At 74.3% G+C, this 15,750-nt stretch carries 14 protein-coding genes and 1 pseudogene; 8 read left to right on the plus strand and 7 right to left on the minus strand.

Annotated features, from left to right (window positions below; genetic code table 11):
- Positions 1 to 100: 100 nt before the first annotated feature.
- From TR50_RS24420 to TR50_RS24430, 3 genes are all read right to left on the minus strand, one after another.
- On the minus strand, positions 101 to 1,378 hold the full coding sequence (locus TR50_RS24420; RefSeq protein ID WP_042425863.1) for a DUF6986 family protein: 1,278 nt from the start codon (positions 1,376 to 1,378) through the stop codon (positions 101 to 103).
- Between the two features lie 334 nt (positions 1,379 to 1,712).
- Complete coding sequence (locus tag TR50_RS24425; protein WP_042425865.1) at positions 1,713 to 2,123, minus strand: DUF3052 family protein; 411 nt, start codon at positions 2,121 to 2,123, stop codon at positions 1,713 to 1,715.
- Between the two features lie 86 nt (positions 2,124 to 2,209).
- Complete coding sequence (locus tag TR50_RS24430) at positions 2,210 to 3,085, minus strand: alpha/beta fold hydrolase (RefSeq protein ID WP_042425867.1); 876 nt, start codon at positions 3,083 to 3,085, stop codon at positions 2,210 to 2,212.
- 83 nt (positions 3,086 to 3,168) lie between these two features.
- Between TR50_RS24430 and cpt the strand changes: the two genes are divergently transcribed.
- On the plus strand, positions 3,169 to 3,702 hold the full coding sequence (gene cpt / locus TR50_RS24435) for a chloramphenicol phosphotransferase CPT (RefSeq protein WP_201776867.1): 534 nt from the start codon (positions 3,169 to 3,171) through the stop codon (positions 3,700 to 3,702).
- A gap of 91 nt (positions 3,703 to 3,793) precedes the next feature.
- Here the strand turns inward: cpt and TR50_RS24440 are convergent, their stop codons facing one another.
- Together TR50_RS24440 and TR50_RS24445 are read right to left on the minus strand one after the other, a co-directional pair.
- The gene (locus TR50_RS24440) at positions 3,794 to 4,519 is read right to left on the minus strand and encodes a nucleotidyltransferase domain-containing protein (protein ID WP_042425871.1); all 726 of its coding nucleotides are present in this window, start codon (positions 4,517 to 4,519) and stop codon (positions 3,794 to 3,796) included.
- 2 nt (positions 4,520 to 4,521) lie between these two features.
- Positions 4,522 to 5,283: an SIR2 family NAD-dependent protein deacylase gene (locus TR50_RS24445; RefSeq protein ID WP_042425873.1), complete on the minus strand. Its 762-nt coding sequence runs from the start codon at positions 5,281 to 5,283 to the stop codon at positions 4,522 to 4,524.
- Between the two features lie 131 nt (positions 5,284 to 5,414).
- Between TR50_RS24445 and TR50_RS24450 the strand changes: the two genes are divergently transcribed.
- The 6 genes and pseudogenes from TR50_RS24450 to TR50_RS24470 all read left to right on the plus strand — a co-directional run bounded on the left by TR50_RS24450 (position 5,415) and on the right by TR50_RS24470 (position 12,339).
- Complete coding sequence (locus tag TR50_RS24450) at positions 5,415 to 6,377, plus strand: M24 family metallopeptidase (protein WP_084700917.1); 963 nt, start codon at positions 5,415 to 5,417, stop codon at positions 6,375 to 6,377.
- Positions 6,374 to 8,152 carry an SDR family oxidoreductase gene (locus tag TR50_RS24455; RefSeq protein ID WP_042425876.1) on the plus strand — a complete coding sequence of 593 codons (1,779 nt, stop codon included), beginning with the start codon at positions 6,374 to 6,376 and terminating at the stop codon, positions 8,150 to 8,152. The genes TR50_RS24450 and TR50_RS24455 overlap by 4 nt, the downstream gene beginning before the upstream one ends.
- 46 nt (positions 8,153 to 8,198) lie before the next feature.
- Positions 8,199 to 9,071, plus strand: a pseudogene (locus tag TR50_RS49125) (metal-dependent hydrolase); the annotation flags it as partial.
- A gap of 621 nt (positions 9,072 to 9,692) precedes the next feature.
- Positions 9,693 to 10,046 (plus strand): 2Fe-2S iron-sulfur cluster-binding protein, encoded by a 354-nt coding sequence (locus TR50_RS49130; protein ID WP_236654580.1) that lies wholly within the window; start codon positions 9,693 to 9,695, stop codon positions 10,044 to 10,046.
- A 103-nt stretch (positions 10,047 to 10,149) separates the two neighbouring features.
- A complete protein-coding gene (locus tag TR50_RS24465) occupies positions 10,150 to 11,874 on the plus strand; it encodes an AbeC-like domain-containing protein (protein ID WP_042425879.1) in 1,725 nt (574 codons plus the stop codon).
- A gap of 18 nt (positions 11,875 to 11,892) precedes the next feature.
- Complete coding sequence (locus TR50_RS24470) at positions 11,893 to 12,339, plus strand: hypothetical protein (RefSeq protein ID WP_042425882.1); 447 nt, start codon at positions 11,893 to 11,895, stop codon at positions 12,337 to 12,339.
- A gap of 34 nt (positions 12,340 to 12,373) precedes the next feature.
- Here TR50_RS24470 and TR50_RS24475 read toward each other — a convergent pair whose 3' ends face one another.
- A complete protein-coding gene (locus TR50_RS24475; protein ID WP_042425885.1) occupies positions 12,374 to 13,444 on the minus strand; it encodes a lysylphosphatidylglycerol synthase transmembrane domain-containing protein in 1,071 nt (356 codons plus the stop codon).
- Positions 13,428 to 14,024: a GNAT family N-acetyltransferase gene (locus TR50_RS24480; RefSeq protein ID WP_052441296.1), complete on the minus strand. Its 597-nt coding sequence runs from the start codon at positions 14,022 to 14,024 to the stop codon at positions 13,428 to 13,430. Before TR50_RS24480 ends, TR50_RS24475 begins: the two co-directional genes overlap by 17 nt.
- 201 nt (positions 14,025 to 14,225) lie before the next feature.
- Between TR50_RS24480 and TR50_RS24485 the strand changes: the two genes are divergently transcribed.
- Positions 14,226 to 15,656, plus strand: a complete 1,431-nt coding sequence (locus tag TR50_RS24485; protein WP_042425889.1) for a wax ester/triacylglycerol synthase domain-containing protein — start codon at positions 14,226 to 14,228, stop codon at positions 15,654 to 15,656.
- Positions 15,657 to 15,750 lie beyond the last annotated feature (94 nt).

Raw genomic sequence — 15,750 nt, forward strand, 5'->3', positions numbered from 1 at the left:
TTCCGATTTCCAGTGGATTTCGTCTTCCCGTTCCGTCCTCTTCGGGCCGGTCACCGGGGCAACTCGATCGACTGTACGCGACCGTGGCCGCAGATCCAAATCAGCGCCCGGCCAGCGCGTCGAGCGCCTTGCGGTCGAGGCCCGCGGCCTTCTCGACCTCGGCGGCGTCGACCGCGCCGCAGTCGAGCCCGCGCAGCAGGTAGCCGCTGAGGGCCTTCGCGGTCGCGGGCTCGTCCATGACGTCGCCCGCGGTACGGGCGACGTACGCGGCGAGGCGGGCGGCCGCCGCGTCGAGGCCCTCGCGGTAGAAGGCGTAGACGGCGGCGTACCGGGTGGGCAGATGGCCGGGGTGCATGTCCCAGCCCTGGTAGTACGCGCGCTCCAGCGAGCGGCGGACGAGACGGTGGTGCAGTTGCCACGCGGCGTGGACCTGCTCGGTCGGGCCGGTGGGGATGACGTTCGTCGACCCGTCGGACAGGCGGACGCCGGTGCCGGCCGCCGCGACCTGCATGACGGCCTTCGCGTGGTCGGCGACGGGGTGTTCCATGCTCTGGTACGCCGCGCTCACGCCGCACGAGGCGCTGTAGTCGAACGTGCCGTAGTGCAGGCTGGTCGCGCGGCCGCCGGCGGCCTCGATCATGCGGGCCACGGTGGCCCGGCCGTCCGCGCCGAGGATGGCCTGGGTGGTCTCGATCTGGATCTCGAACCCGATCCTGCCCTCCGGAAGGTCGGTGGCCTGCTCGAAGCCGTCGAGGAGTCGCGCCATCGCGGCGACCTGCTCCGGGTAGGTCACCTTGGGGAGGGTGAGCACCAGGCCCTCGGGCAGGGCGCCGTCGCCCGCGTCGAGCAGTCCGGTGAGGAAGAGGTCGAGGGTGCGCACGCCGCGGGCGCGCACGGCGGACTCCATGCACTTCATGCGGATGCCGACGAACGGGGGCGCGGTCCCGTCGGCGACGGCCTCGGCGACGAGGCGGGCGGCGCGCTCGGCCGCGGCGTCCTCCTCGGCGTCGGGGCGCGGGCCGTAGCCGTCCTCGAAGTCGATGCGCAGGTCCTCGACGGGCTCGCGCTGGAGCTTGGCGCGGACGCGGTCGTGGACGTCGGCCGCGAGCGCGGCATCGGTCTGGCCGACCACGGCGGCGAGGGAGGCGGCGTCGGGGGCGTGCCGGTCGAGGAGGTCGAGGGCCTGGCCGCCCCAGTCGCGGACCAGGTCGCCGACGCCGCGCTCGGCGAGCGCGTCGGCGGGGACGTAGACCGTGTGGACGGGCTGCCGGGTGCCGGGGTCGCCCGGGTAGCGGGCGGCGAGGTCGGCGTCGACGCCGGCGAGGTCGGCTTCGATGCCCTCCCGCAGCGTGCTGGAGAACGTGGTTCGCGCGGCCATGACTTCCCCTTCGCCCGACCTCGGATGAGTACCTCGGCGGAGTCAACAGATTGTTGACGTGACGCTATCCCCGCGCCACACCCGCGTCAACAGTTTGTTGCAACGGTCGGGAGTCGCCGCGGTAAACGGATTGCTGTGCGATCACCCACCTCGATGGGGATGCCCGGTGACCACAGCCCTCGCACCCCTCCGACTCGCGGCGCCGGGCTGGGCGGCGTCGTGGTCGGCGTGTTCGGGCCCGGCTGGGGCCTCGCGATCGACGCCGCCGCGTTCGCCTGCGCGGGCCTGCTCTTCGCGCTGGTCCGCGTCCCCACCGCGACCACCCGACATGCCGTCAACGCGTCGGGCGGTTCTCCTTGCGCCATACGAAGGCGAGGCCGGACCAGTCCTCTCCGACCGCCGCGACCTTCACGTCCACGACGCCCAACGGCAGCATCAGCTCGCGCAGGTCGTTGTCGGTGATGTCGCTCGTGTGCCCCGCCGCCCGGCGCGGCCACAGCAGCCAGAGGCAGGACTGCGGCAGCAGCCGGGCGACCAGCCCGTCCATGTCGGCCCGCAGGTCGGCCGCCGTCCGGTAGAAGGCGAGGACCACGTCCGCCTCCTCCGGTCGCGCGTCCAGGCGCACGCCCTCGGGCACGGCGGGCGTCGGCCAGTCCGCGGGGGCGCGCCACAGCGCGACGCGTGAGCCGGGCTTGATGCGCAGCTTCTTGGCCAGCGGGGTGCCGGAGTAGCCGGAGTCCGTCATGGCTCAGATCATGGCGCAGATCCTGGCGCGGTTCCTCGCATTCGGTCCCTCCCGGGGGCCGGCGGTGCGCCGCCGAACGCGCGCTGTCACCCGTCCAGGTGCGTGAGGACCTCGGTGAGGAACGCCTCCGGCTCCTCGTGCCAGAGCCGGTGACCGGCGTCGGGGAGCACCACGAGGCGGCTTTCCGGGTGCAGTTCGGCGGCGAGGCGGGCCGGTGCGGTGCCGGCGATGCCGTCCCGGCCGCCGGCCAGGACGAGCGGACGGGCTCCGGACGCGGCCAGCCGCTCGAGCCGGGCGGCCCGGTCGGCAGGGGCCGGGGAACCGGAGTAGAAGACGTCGCGGTACCAGTCGGGCGCGTCCTGCGTCGGCTCGCGGTAGAGGGCGAGGTACTCCTCGCGCCACCGGCCCCAGACGAACGGCACGGTGCGCAGCGTCAAGTCGTCCGCCCGCTCCGGCTCGACGCCTCCGGCGGCGAGTTCCCGCTGGGCGGCGACGGCCGCCGGGTACCAGGGTTCGTCGGCGCGTGCGGCGCGGATCGCGGCGACCTCGTCCTCGTCGGGTTCGCGCGCGACGACGCCCGCGGGCGTCACCAGGACGAGTCGGCGGACCCGCCCGGGGTAGGCGGCGGCGTACTCCTGTGCGGTCAGGCAGGCGGCCGAGTGGGCCAGCACGTCGACGGTCTCCAGGCCGAGGTGGCGCCGCAGCGCCTCCAGGTCGTGGGCCTGGGCGGGGTACGTGCAGCGGGACCGGTCGTCAGGGACGGGTGAGCGGCCCGTCGCCCGCTGGTCGACGAGGACGAGGGTGCGGTGCTCGTCGAGGCCGCCCAGTCCGCCGAGGTAGCGCACGTCGGCGCCCGGGCCGCCGGGCAGGCAGATGATCCGGCTCCCGGACCCGCGCTCCAGGTACCCGAGTTCGGCGCCGTCGTCGGCGGTGTAACGGTGTTCGGTGCTCGCGTGAGGCATCCCCGCATCCTCACACGACGTCGGCCGTCGGGTCGCGCGAAATCCCGTGCGGGCGTGTGCTCAGGCGGCTCTAGGGTGACGGGGTGACAACTCAGGTGATCGTGCTCAACGGCGGCTCCAGCTCCGGCAAGTCGAGCATCGTCCGGTCGCTTCAGACGGTCCTGCCCGATCCGTGGCTGGCCGTCGCGGTCGACGCGTTCGTGGAGATGCTGCCGCCCTCCCTGCTGGCGTCCGATGCCGGCTTCGCGGTGGCGGCGGACGGCGCGGTGAGCGTCGGGCCCGAGTTCCGGGCGCTGGAGGCGGCGTGGAGGGAGGCCGTCGCCGCGATGGTGCGCGCGGGCGCACGGGTCGTCGTCGACGACGTCTTCCTCGGCGGCGCGGCCTCGCAACAGCGGTGGCAGCAGGCGCTCGCCGGACTGGGCGTGCTGTGGGTCGGTGTGCGCTGCGACAGCGCGGTCGCCGCACGGCGCGAGGCGGCGCGGGGCGACCGCGCCGAGGGGATGGCCGCCTCGCAGGCGGAGGTGGTCCACGTGGGCGTCAGCTACGACACGCAGGTGGACACCACCCGCGCCGATCCCCTGACGTGCGCGCGGACGATCGCCGCGCGTCTCCGCTGAGACGGGGCGGCCTCCCCATGCTCGGGGCGGCCTCGCCTTGCCCGGGCGGTCTGGCCCTGCTCGGGGCGCTCTGGCCCGGCTCGGGCCGGCCTCACCCGGCCGGCGCGGAGCGCCGGTAGCCCTCCCACAGCGGACCGCCCGCCCGCTGAAGCGCCTCCCCCACGGCGGCCGCCAGATGCTCCGTGCCGTCCGCCGCGCCGCGGACGACGGCCGCGACGCCCTCGGCGAGACGGCCGTGGAGGCCCGGATCGGCCTCGGCGAGGCGTCGCGAGAGCCACTTGCCGGCGCCGAGCCAACGCCCGTCGGCGAGCAGCACCAGCTCGGCCGCCCGTTCCAGCAGGTGGGCGGCGAGGAAGATCCGCTCCTGCGGGTCGGTGCAGCCGCGCAGATCGTCGAGGGTGTCGGTCAACGCGTAGCGGGCGCTTTCCAGTTGAGGAATCGGGACGGGTGGGGGTCCGTCAGCGAGCCGCCGGCGGGCCTCGGCCTGGAGCCGGACGCCGAGCCCGTCCGCGTCGATGAGCAGACGCCCTGCGGCGGTCATGTGCAGCAGCGGGGAGCGACGGGCGGCGGCCTCGCTCGCGACGAACCCGTGCCAGTCCTGCTCGCTCTGCACGAACAGCTCCACGGGCCAGCCCGCGTGACGAAGGCTCTCGCGGAAGCGCGGCGCCTCCTCGCCCACCAGCACGAGGATGTCCAGGTCGGACGTGGGGGTGCGGCGCGGCGTCAGCACGCTCCCGGTGAGGAGGGCGGCGCGGGCGGCGGGGAACCGGTCGGTGACCAGTTCCGCCGCCGCGGCCTCCGGTTCGGGACGCGTCATCGTCACTCCTCCGGCCAGTCCGCGCCGGCCTCCGCCGCCAGGCGGCGCAGCAGGGCCGGGAGGCTGGTGCCGGTGGGCTCACGGACGACCTCGGCGGCCATGTCGTCGTAGGGGGTCGGGTCGGCGTTGACGATGACGACGCGGGCGCCGCCCGCGAGGGCGATGTCGACGAGGCCGGCGGCGGGGTGCACCTGGAGCGTGGTGCCGACGGCGAGCAGGATGTCGCAGGCGGCGGCGATGGCCCGGGCCTGGCCGAGGACCTCGGGGTCGAGGTGCTCGCCGAAGAAGACGGTGGCCGGCTTGAGCACGCCGCCGCACACGCCGCAGGGCGGATCGGCCTCGCCCGCACGGACGCGGTCGAGCGCCTCGGCGAGGTCGCCGCGCGCGTGGCAGCGGACGCACTCGGTGCGGCGGGCGGTGCCGTGCAGCTCCAGCACCTTGCGCGGGGTGACGCCGCCGAGCTGGTGGAGCCCGTCGACGTTCTGGGTCAGCACGCGCAGCGGCAGGCCGGTGCGCTCGTAGGCGGCGAGGGCGCGGTGGGCGGCGTTCGGACGGACGTCGAGGACGCCGGTGTCGAGCCGCATCCGCCAGCTGCGGACGCGGACGTCAGGGTCGGCGAGGTAGCTGCCGATGGTGACGAGGCGTTCGTTGTCGGGGTCGTCGCGCCACAGCCCCTGGGGGCCGCGGTAGTCGCGCAGGCCGGAGTCGGTGGAGACGCCGGCGCCCGTGAGCGCGGCGACGAGGGGGCGGGCGGTGTCGCTCATGGGAGGAAACGTAGCGAGAGCACGGTCCGTGGGCGACCGGGTTTTCCGTGCTGACGGCCGTCCGAGGGAGCCCCGGAAAACTCCGCGCCGACACCTGTTGCGCCGACCTGACCGAGCAGTATGTTGACACCATGTCTAATAAGCAGCCGGCCTGGGCGCCGGAGGATCTGGACCGCTTCCGCGCCGTCCAGCAGCTCGCCTACCGCTGCGCGGAGGCCGTCGCTGCGACCCTGGAACCCGGCGTGACAGAGAAGCAGGCGGCGCAGCGGATGCGGCACTGGCTGATGGAGAACGGCGCCGACGACTGGTTCCACGTGCCGTTCGCCTGGTTCGGCGACCGCACCACCTTCCACCGGTTCCGCACGCCGCTGCAGTTCTTCCCCACCGACAAGCGGCTGGAGGAGGGCATGCCGTTCATCCTCGACTGCGCGCCCGTGGCCGACGGCTACACCGCCGACATCGGCTACGCGGGCAGCCTCGGCGGCAACGCCGTGCAGGCGCAGATCCTGGAGGACCTTCAGGAGTACCGCGCGCTGATCCTCGCCGAGGTCCGCGAGCGCAAGCCGCTCAACGAGATCTACCGCTCGGTCGACGCGCTGATCGCCCGGCACGGCTACGACAACCGCCACCGCGTCTACCCCGGCCGGGTCCTCGCGCACCAGGTCACCCGCCTGAAGGTGCGCGGGCCGCGCGCCATCGTCGCCGGATTCGGCGTGCGCAGCCTCCAGACGCTCGGCCGCGAGCTGGTCGCCGAGCGCATCGTGGGCCGCTCGCCGCTGTGGGCCGACGGCAAGTCCTCCGGCCACGCACCCACCCCGGGCCTGTGGGCCGTCGAGCCGCACCTCGGGCTGCGCCGGGTCGGCGCGAAGTTCGAGGAGCTGCTCGTCGTCACCGAGGACGACGCGTACTGGCTGGACGACGACCTGCCGCACGTGCGCGCCTGGGGCGCCGGCGCGGCGGGCGCGACGGAGCCCGAGACGCAGCCCGAGGCCCAGGCCGGGACCGACGAGACCGGCGTGGCCGACACCGCGACCCCGGGCAAGGCCCGGACCAGGAGCCGTACCAGGACGACGAGCAAGGAGAGCGCCGCGTGAAGGAGTTGCAGTCCTACGTCACCGCGCCCGACGGCGTGCGGCTCGCGGTGTTCGAGTGGGGCGAGCGCTCCGCCGCCACCACCGTCGTGCTGGTGCACGGGTACCCGGACACCCACGCCGTGTGGCGGCCCATCGCCGAACAGCTGGCCGAACGCCACCACGTCGTCGCCTACGACGTGCGCGGGGCCGGGCACTCCGACGCGCCGCGCCGTGTGCGCTCCTACACGCTCGCCACGCTGGAGGCGGACCTCGGCGCGGTGCTGGCGGAGGTCAGTCCGGACAAGCCGGTGCACCTGGTCGGGCACGACTGGGGGTCGATCCAGTCCTGGGAGTCGGTGACCGGCACCGCCCTCGCCGACCGCATCGCCTCGTTCACCTCCGTCTCCGGCCCGTGCCTGGACCACGTCGGACAGTGGTTCCGCAGCAGACTGCGCCGGCCGAGCCCGCGCGCGCTCGGCCAACTGGCCTGGCAGGGCGTGCACTCCTGGTACATCGGCTACTTCCATCTGCCGCTGCTGCCGCCGCTGCTGTGGCGCACCGCCATGGTCAAGGCCTGGCCCGCGCTGCTGCACGCGATCGAGGGCGTGCCGCACGGCAGCGGCGCGCCGACGTTCCCCACCGACGCGGTGCGCGGCCTCGCGCTCTACCGGGCCAACATGATCCCCCGGCTCACCCGGCCCCGGAAGCGGCCCACCGAGATCCCGGTGCAGGTCGTGCTGCCGCAGAAGGACCTCTACGTCACCCCGGCGATGGCCGGGCAGGCGCCGCAGCCGTTCGTCGGGCGGCTCTGGCGGCGTCCGCTGCGCGCCGGGCACTGGGCTCCGCTGACGCACGAGACGGTGCTGGCGGGCTGGATCGACGAGTTCGTCGACCACATCGAGGGAGCTCCGGCCGCGCCGGCACTGGACCGCGCCCAGGTGCGCCGGGGCAACGACGACGGGGCCGAATCCTCGCCGCACGCGGGCAGGTTGGTGGTGGTGACCGGTGCCGGCAGCGGCATCGGCCGGGCCACCGCGCTGGCCTTCGCGGACGCGGGAGCCAGCGTGGTCGCCGCCGACCTGAACGCCGCGTCGGCGGCACGCACCGCCCAGTTGGCCTCGCTGCTCGGCTCGCCGCGGACCGGCTGGCACGCGGTCGACGTCTCCGACCCGGCCGCGATGGAGGAGTTCGCCAAGGCGGTGCACGCCGAGCACGGCGTGCCGGACGTCGTCGTCAACAACGCCGGGATCGGCCTCGGCGGCGCGTTCCTGGACACCACGACCTCCGACTGGGACGCGGTGCTGGGGGTCAACCTGATGGGCGTCGTCCACGGGTGCCGCCTCTTCGGCGCCATGATGAAGGAGCGCGGCGAGGGCGGTCACCTCGTCAACATCGCCTCGGCCGCCGCCTATCTGCCCTCGCGCACGCTGTCCGCCTACGCGACCAGCAAGGCGGCGGTGCTGATGCTCACCGAGTGCCTGCGGGCCGAACTGGCCGACCAGGGCATCGGCGTCAGCGCCGTCTGCCCCGGCTTCGTCAACACCGCCATCGCCAAGGCCACCCGCTACGTCGGCGTGAGCGCGAGCGAGCAGGAGCAGTTGCGCGGCAAGGCCGACCGCCTCTACCGGCTGCGCAACCTGCCGCCGGAGCGCGTCGCCGAAGCGGTGCTGCGCGCGGTGCGGGAGAACCGGCCGGTGGTACTGGTGGCCGCCGAGGCGCGAATCGGTCGGGCGCTCAGCCGCCTCTCCCCCGGCACGCTGCGCTTCGTCGCCCGCCGCGACCTGACCCCGCGCTGAGCGCGACCGTCCCTCGAACGACCGTGAACCACGAGGAGCCCCCACCGTGACCGCACTCGAGGTCAGCACCGAGCACGCGCCGCTGCAGGCGCGCCGCGTCAGCTTCGACTGGGCCCAGACGCCGCTGCACTGGGTTCCGAACGACCCCTTCGCCACCCACATGATCAACGTCCTGCACCTGCTGCTGCCGGCCGGCGAGCGCTGGTTCGTGGACGTCTACAAGCAGGCCCTGCCGCTGGTCCGCGACCCGGGACTGCGCGAGGACATGATCGGGTTCATCGGCCAGGAGGCCGTGCACTCCCAGGCGCACTCCACCGTCCTGGACCACATGATCGCCCAGGGGCTGGACCCGTCCCCCTACACCGCCCAGATGGACTGGTTCTTCGAGCACCTCCTCGGCGACCACACCGCGCCCCCGGCCGCGACGGCCTGGTGGCTGAAGGAGCGGGTCGCGTTCATCGCGGCCATCGAGCACTTCACGGCCGTGCTCGGCAAGTGGGTGCTGGACGCCGAGGGCTTCGAGCGCTTCGGCGCGGACCCGGTGATGGTGGACCTGCTGCGCTGGCACGGGGCGGAGGAGGTCGAGCACCGCTCCGTCGCGTTCGACGTCTTCCAGCACCTCGACGGCCGCTACGGCCGCCGGATGCGGGCGATGACGACGGTCTTCCCGACCATGGCATGGCTGTGGATCCGCGGCGTGAAGTTCTTCATCGCCAACGACCCGGAGCTGACGCCGGCTCAGCGCCGCGCGCTGGAGCCGAAGATGAAGGACTGGGTGCGCGCCGCCAAGGCCGACCTGGTGCCGACGCCGAAGGACATCTTCAGCGCGGTGCCGCGGTTCATGCGCAAGCGCTACCACCCGACGCAGGAGGGTTCGACCGCCAAGGCGCTGGCCTACCTGGCGGGTTCGCCCGCCGCGCGGGCCGCGGCCGAGCAGGCGGAGGCGGCGACACGGCCGCTGGAACTCGTCGTCGCGGAGCGGCGCGAACCCGCCGAGGGCGTGGCGGAACTGGTGCTCTCGTCCGCGAGCGGCGCTCCGCTGCCGGTCTGGGAGCCGGGCGCGCACCTGGACCTGCTGCTGCCCTCGGGCCTGGTCCGCCAGTACTCGCTGTGCGGGGACCCGGCCGACCGCGCCTCCTACCGAATCGGCGTGCGCCTGACGCAGGACACCCGCGGCGGCTCGAAGGAGGTGCACGAGACGCTGACCGCCGGCGCTCGCGTGCAGGCGCACCGCCCGCGCAACCGCTTCCCGCTCGCTCCCGGCGGCGGCCCGCGCTCCTTCGTGGCGGGCGGCATCGGGATCACCCCGATCCTCCCGATGGTCCGCGAGAGCGCTGCTCGCGGAAGTGACTGGCGTCTGCTGTACGTCGGGCGCTCGCGTGCGAGCATGCCGTTCCTCGACGAGATCAGTGCTCTCCCGGACGCGGAGACGCGCCTGACCGTCGTCGAGACGGACGTCGAGGGCCTGCCCGACCTGTCCGTGGCACTGGAGTCGGCACCACACGGGGCGATCGTCCACGTCTGCGGCCCGGAACCGCTGATGGACGCGGTGGTCGACACCCTCGGCGCGCTCCGCCCCGGCGTCGAGGCCCGCCTCGAGCGCTTCCATCCCGCCGACGGCGCGGCCCACGGCGACACCGTCGCGGTCGAACTGCGCCGCACCGGTGCGACCTTGACCGTCCCGGCGGACCGCAGCGTGCTGAGCGCGGTGCGCGAGCGGGTGCCGGACGTCGCCTACAGCTGCGAACAGGGCTTCTGCGGCACCTGCAAGGTCCGCGTCCTCGGCGGCACCCCGGAGCACCGCGACGACCTGCTGACCGTCGAGGAGCGCGCCGACTCGATGCTCATCTGCGTCTCCCGCAGCCAGGACGGGAAGCTCGTGCTGGATCTCTGATCCGCGCCTGTTCCGCCGTAATGGCCCTGACATGTCGTCAACTGTGTGAAACTGACTGAAATTCGATGGAGGCCCAACAGATCCGACATCCCAGGGACAGGCTGTGGACACCGAATCGCTGACCGACTCGGCCGTCGACGACATGACGACGGCCACCCGCTACCTCTGCGCGGGCGCCCACCTCAACGAGGGCTTCGCCCACGCGGTGATCCGCGAGATCGAGGAGGAGCACCATCGCGCACCGGCCCCGAGCCACGGGGTCAACATCATGATCGTGCACCAGCACGCCCGCCGCGCCGCGCAGCGCCTGAGCCTGCGCAACCGCAGACTCGCGACGTGCCTGCTGGTGTCGCTGCTACTGCAGCCGGCCGCCACCCTGGTGTTCTGGCCGATCGCGGCGATGGCCGGGGGCGACGGGGTGCGCTCGCTCGACCCCCGGTCCTCGCGGATCGCCGCCGGCACCGGTCGGCGCCCCGGCTCCGCGCGGCGCGGGGTCATCGTGGGCGCGGTCACGCGCGCGCTCGTGATGCTGGCGGTCGCCTGGGTCCTGACCGGCATCCTGCAGATCCTCCCGGCGCCGCTGGTCTATCTCCGCAGCGAGGCGGTCGACACCCTGCTGCTCGTCGTCGCGCTGGTGCTCGCGCCGTGGCTGGTGTGCTGGCAGGAGCGCACCGAGGCCTGGCAGACCATCAGCCGCGAGTTGACCGCGGAGGGGTTCTCGGCCAAGTACCCGGACGCCTCCGACGGGGCCCCGCTGACCGACGGCAACATCACCGTCTACAGCGGCTACTCGCCCTTCGTCGGCACCGGCGTGGAACGCCAGACCTGGTCGCTGACCATGCACCTCGCCCCCGCCCGCGGCCTGACCGGAACGGTTCCGCCGCAGCGTGAGCCGTGGTCGGTGCCGATCGACGCCGACGACCTCGTCGAGGGCCTCGCCGCACGGCTCGCCGCCCTCGGTGCGGCAGCCCCGGGCGCGGCGGACGGCATCGCGAACCTCGAGGTGACCGAGAAACTCTTCGTCAACGGCGCCGAGTTGAGGCAGCGAGGGGTCCGTGGCAGCGGCCTGACGGCCGCGGTGCTCCCGGACGAGAAGCGCCCGCCCGTCACCGAGGTGCCCGAGCAACTGGTGCACGCCCACCGCGGACGCGACCACGGTCCGGTCCGGCACTGCCTGCGGGTGGAGGTCGCCGCCTGGGGCTCCGACCTGGTGCTCTCCCTGTTCGTGCAGGTCGTGCTGAGCGGCGGGCTGCTCTCGCTGTCCACCACGACGCTGCTGCTGCCCCCGGTCCGGGCCGCCTACCGGGTCGCCGACTCCGTTCTCGAACGCGGCGCGCGCGGCGCGTCGTCCGGCGGCGCGTCGGGCGCGCTGCCGTCCGGCGGGGACGACACGGAACCGGTGATCGCGGCGCAGTCGCTGAAGGCCGGGCTGAAGGACCTGGGCGCGGCTCCGGCCGCGGTCTACCGCGAGCTGCGGGAGCCGGGCCGCCGCGCCCGGCGCAACGCGGACCTGCTGCGCGCCATCGCGGAGGACCGGACCTTCGACTACGGCGCCCGGCTGAGCCTGCGGGAGCTCGCCGCCGACGCGGTCTACCGCAACTACTTCCAGCGCGCGGACGTCACCCGCATCTCCCAGCAGCTGGACATGCGCCTGGTCGACTACCTGGCGCAGATCCTCGAGGCGAACGGGCTGGACACCACCGAGCTGGACGACAGCCGGGCCCAGCTGCTCAACGCCGGCGTCATCATCACCGGCGGCTCCATGAGCGGCACCATCGTCGCCGGCCAGGGCAACACCGTGAGCACCCCGTCCGCGAAGCGCGGCTGACGAAAGGCGACAACGACCGTGTCCAGGCACGACAGCGGCAGCGGCCACCAGGGCAGTCCGGGGAGTCGGGGCAGTCAGGGAAGTCAGGGAAGTCCGGGCAACAAGGGCATCATCATCAGCGGCGGCACGGTGAGCGACTCGGCGCTCGTGGCCGGCGAGAACAACCGGGTGACCATCCGCCAGCGGCACGACGACGCCGGGGCCGGCCAGGCCCTGGCGCAGGCGCGGGCGGACACGGCCCGGCTCGTCGAGCTGCTCGCCTCGGCCCGCTACGACGTCCCCGACGCGCCGACCGCGCACGCCGCGGCGCTCGGTCTGAAGGACGAGCTCGACGAGGAGGAGCCCGACCAGTCCCGGCTGCGCAAGTGGCTGGGCAGGCTGCGCGGCCTGGTCGCCGGCGTCGCGCCGCTGGCGGAGCTCGTCGTGGCCGTCGAGGAGAGCGTGCGCATGCTCGCCGGCGGCTGACCCCGAACCGCTCCCCGCGTGGTGGTCAGCGCTTTCAGAGCGCTTCCCGCTTCTGCAGGTACAGGAAGGAGAGCCAGCCCGGGATCAGCGGAAGCCAGAAGGTGCACAGGCGGTAGACCAGCACCACCGGCACCCAGGTTGCCACGGCGACGCCGGTGGTGACCTGGAGGGAGTACGCCTGGGCGGCGTCGGAGGAGCCGATGCCGCCCGGCATGGGGATCGCGGAGCCGACCGCCGAGCCGACGAGCTGGGCGAAGCCGACCTCCGGGAAGCTCGCCGCCTGGCCGAAGGCCCGGGAGCAGAAGTACAGGCTCGCCACGGCCATCAGCGTGACCGACAGCTGACCGAGGACGCCGACGGTGAGCTTGCCGGGCTGCGCCATCAGCTCCCGCAGCCGCGGTCCCGCCTCGCGCAGGCGGGCCGCGAGCCAGCGGCGCAGACGCGGCACGCCGACGCAGACACCGACGCAGGCGGCCAGGGAGCCGGCCGTGATGAGCAGGGTGGCCCCGGTCGGCAGCGAGGCGGCGTAGTTCGCGCCGATCCAGGTGCCGAAGGCGACGAGCAGCGCCAGGTGGAGCACGAAGCCGACGATCTGGCCGAGCGCGACGCTGGCCAGGGCCTGCGTCTGGCGGATGCCGGAGCGGGTGAGGAAGCGGGTGTTCACGGCGGCGCTGCCGAGTCCGCCGGGGGTGGCGAGGTTGACGAAGAAGCCGGAGAGCTGCGCGAGCAGTGCTCTCCTCAGTGACACCCGCTCCGGAACGAAACCGATGATCGCGAAGGTCGCCCCGAGCGAGCCGAGCGCCGCGGTGGCCAGCGCCGGCACGAGCCAGACCGCGTTCGCGCGTTCCAGCGCCGGGAGGGGGTTCGCGTCGTGCCGCAGCACCTGCAACAGCACGACGTAGACGACGATCGCGCAGAGCACGAGCGTCACCACGCGCCGCATCCGCAGCCGCTTCGGCGGGCCTCCCGCCCCCGCGAGGCTCCCCGTCGCCCCAGCGAGTTCCGCGTCGGCGCCGTCCGTGCTCTCCGCCTCCGCGCCACCCGCGCCACCCGCGCCTGCGGCGGACGCCTCCTCCTCGGGTGCGAGCTCAGGCCCGGAGGTCATGACGCAGCACGCTCCGCTTCCTCCCCGGTGGGGTGACGTCGACGAACCCCTCCCGCTCGAAGAGGCCACGCGGCCCCATGTGCGAGTAGGAGCCGTTCCCGACCGCAGGCTCTCCTTGCCTGCTCCTGCCTCCGGCAGGGTATGCCTCCACGACTGCTGCCCCCTCCTCCCGGGCGTAGGCCAGCGCGCCGCGCAGCAGCGTGCCCGTCACCCCGCGGCGACGCCAGGCGCCCGGGACGTAGAAGCAGACCAGGGACCACACGGGCACGTCGTCGACCGGCGCGAGGACGCGGGAGCGCGCCAGCGCGCGGTAACACGCGCGGGGCGCGACCGAGCACCAGCCGACCGGCTCGTCGTCCGCGAAGGCGAGCACGCCGACCGGTCCGCCGCCCTGCGCCTCGTCCGCGAGGGCCTTGACGCGGCCGGGAACGTCGCTCGCCCGGAACTCCGCGCTCGTCATCCGCCAGCGCTGGCAGGAGCACCAGCGAAAGGTTCCGTGCGCCGCGGAGAAGCGGTCGAGGGCCTGCCTCCCGGCGTCGTCGGCGCGCACCGGACGTACCGAGAGCTCCGCCCGTGACATGCTTTTCCCGTTCCCGAGCGGTCACCCGACAAACCTCAAACTTCTCGAGCCGCACACCTCCCGGCAACACGCGCCGGAAAGACTCACAGTGGAGCTGCACACGCGGTGACCACCGCGAAAGCAGCGCAGAGCAAAGCAGCGCGGGAGCGCCCACGGGCGCACCGCGCACGGCACCGCAGCAAGACCGTAGAGGGGACGCCCATGACACCCAGGCTCAGCCCGTTGGACCACGCCTTCTGGAGCCTGGAGTCACCCGATGCCCCGATGCACATCGGCGCCCTCGCCGTCTTCGGCAGCGGACCGGCCGGACCGGTCGACGCCTACGCCGTCGCCGCGCTGCTGGCCCAGCGGGCGCAGCGGATCCCGCGGCTGCGCCGGCGCGTGCGGCCCTCGCGCAACCCGCTCGAAGGCCCGGTCTGGGAGGACCAGCCGGACTTCGACGCCGCCGCGCAGATCGTGCGGCACGAACTGCCCGCCGAGGTGACCGCGGACCCGTCCGACGCGCGGCTGTGCCGGATCGTGGGCGAGCTGATGGCGCGCCCGGTCCCCCGCGAGGCGCCGCCGTGGGAGATGCACCTGCTCGGCCCCACGGCAGGCGGGGCGGACGACGAGCCCGTGCTCTTCCTGCTGCTGAAGGTGCACCACGCCGTCGTCGACGGTCTGCGCGCGCTGGAACTCGGCATCCGCCTGCTCGACGGCCACTCCGACGCGGACGCGCAGGCGCCGCGGGCTCCGGAGACCCCGGCCGCGCCGACGCCGCGCGCCACCGCGCAGCGCAGCGTCGTCGAACTGGCGGCGGCGACGGGACCGGCCTCGCTGCGGCTGCTGCGTTCGCTGCCGGTCGAGGCGCGCCGGACCCTGCGCGCGACCGAGATCGCGGGCAGCGCGCTGGTGGCCGCCGTCGACGGCGTGGAGCGGGCGCTGCTGCATCCGTCGCCGATGCGGCCCTCCCTGCTCCGTGCCGCGGCGCAGCGCCCGGCGTCCGCCGCGTCCGGTCTCGGGCTGGCGCTGCCGACGGTCGCGGTGGACGACGTCCGCCTCATCCGCAAGGCCCACGGCGGCACGGCCAACGACGTGGTGCTGGCCGTCCTCGCGGGCGCGCTGCGGGGCGCGGGTGAGCGCGCGGACGTGCGGGTGATGGTGCCGGTGAGCCAGCGCGGACGCCGCTCGGCGGCGGGCGTGCCGGCCCCCGGGAACCGGCTCTCGGGCTTCCTGGTGGACCTGCCCGTCTCCGAGCCCGACCCCGTCTCCCGCCTGCACCGCGTTCGCGAGGCGATGGACGCGCGCAAGGCCGCGGGCCCGCGCCGGGGCGCGGGCGCGGTCGCCCTGCTTGCCGACCTGGTCCCGGCGGCGGCCCACCCGTTCGCCGCACCGCTGCTGCGCCCGTCGGCGGGCCTGCTGTTCGACGCCCTGGTCACCAACGTGCCGCTGCCGGACCGTCCCTTCACCCTGGCCGGGATGCCGCTGACGGGTCTCCACCCGTTGGCCCCGCTCGCCCGCCACCAGGCCCTCTCCGTCGCGGTCAGCTCCTTCCGCGGCCGCCTCCACCTCGGCCTCCGCGGCCGCTTCGCCACCGCGGACCTCTCCGCCGCGGTCGACGCCTCAGCGGCGGAGCTCCTCGCCACCTGCTGAGCCCCACCGGACCCCGCGCCGCAGCCCGGCCTCCTCACCCCCGACCCCGAGCCGTGCCCTCGCCTCGGACCAGTCGACCCTCCGCCAGCCCGCC

This window comes from Streptacidiphilus anmyonensis (assembly GCF_000787855.1).
Lineage (GTDB): Bacteria > Actinomycetota > Actinomycetes > Streptomycetales > Streptomycetaceae > Streptacidiphilus > Streptacidiphilus anmyonensis.